1 protein-coding gene is annotated in these 1,193 nt (G+C 52.4%); it reads right to left on the bottom strand.

Going from position 1 to position 1,193, the window contains the following annotated elements; all coding sequences use genetic code 11:
• Nucleotides 1–215: 215 nt before the first annotated feature.
• Nucleotides 216–1,193: hypothetical protein (locus HMPREF9081_RS01760; protein WP_006305197.1), on the bottom strand; the 978-nt coding region annotated here is incomplete at its 5' end.

The raw sequence follows: 1,193 nt of genomic DNA, 5'->3' as shown, positions 1-1,193 counted from the left end.
GGGGGATTCCTCCTTCTGAAATCTGCGGGAGGAGGTATGCCTATGTTTCCAATGCGACGCATTGTGTCTGCGGCGTTGCCTCCACTCGTATTAGCTGAGATTAAATCTTATTATATGGGAAGATGAAAATAATTGTCAAGCAGAAGTTTCAGAAAAATAAATAAAAAGATACCGCAGACCGAAATCTGCGGTATCTGTGTGTGAAAACAGGGGAATCAGAAGAAGAACTCGACGCGACCGAAGAGTTTCGAGACCTTGTCCTGTCCGTTTGTGACAATCGGATTCAGATCCTTGCCGCGGAAATACTTTGCCGAGAGGACGACGTTCGGGAACAGCGTGTAGTCTGTTCCAATCTCAACGCCCTTCGTGAATTCCATTGCACCGTCTGTTGTGGCTCCAAGCGCGGCTCCCGCAATGTAGCGGTAGGAGACGTATGCACCCCATGAGCCGCGATCGTCTGGCTTTGCGCCCTTGTAGTCGTAGCTGATCTGATAGGACTTCTTGTATTTTTTGTCCATGGCAAGGCTGTTGTTGCGTGCATAGGCCGCAGAGAGGAAGTTGTTCTTATCGAAACTGTATCCAGCGTTCACGCCCCAGATGCCTATCCGTTCCTTGCCGCCGGTATAGCCGATGTAGTTTTTTGAGCTGAGGCGGTAATAGCCGACACCACCCGTGAGACGCCCGTTATACATAAGCTCTGCAGCCTGATAGTTCGCCGGATCTGTAAGCTCCTCGTCACTGATGCGGCCTGCCTGGAGTTTTACACGCAAATCCTTACCAAACGAAACCTCTGCGCCCGAGAAGTGGTGATCGAAGATGAGTGCACCGGGCTTCGCATACGCCTCTGCCGTGAGCAGCTCCATTTTTCCGAGCTTGATCTGGAAGTCGCCGTAGTCGCCCTGTGCCCATGCGTACTTCAGCTCGACTTTGTCGCTGCCAGCCTCACCGGCGTCCTTGTCCATCTTGGTCTCCGCATCGAGGCGTGCATTGACGTGCCAGTGGCTGTTGATCTCTGCGGACGGCTCAAGCCGGAAAAGAAGGTTGTCGTCGTTCTTCTTGGTCTTTCCATCGCGCGCTGTTTCTGTGCGCTCGCTTGTGTACGTATACTCAAGTTTTCCATTCCACTTCACCATATCGGCGTTCTTCTCAAGCTTCGACACGCGAACGCCGAGGTTATTCAGCTCGTCGGCGAA

This window comes from Centipeda periodontii DSM 2778, assembly GCF_000213975.1.
Classification (GTDB): domain Bacteria; phylum Bacillota; class Negativicutes; order Selenomonadales; family Selenomonadaceae; genus Centipeda; species Centipeda periodontii.
Note: the sequence above shows the minus strand (reverse complement) of the source record. Positions and strands in the feature narration are given on the sequence as shown.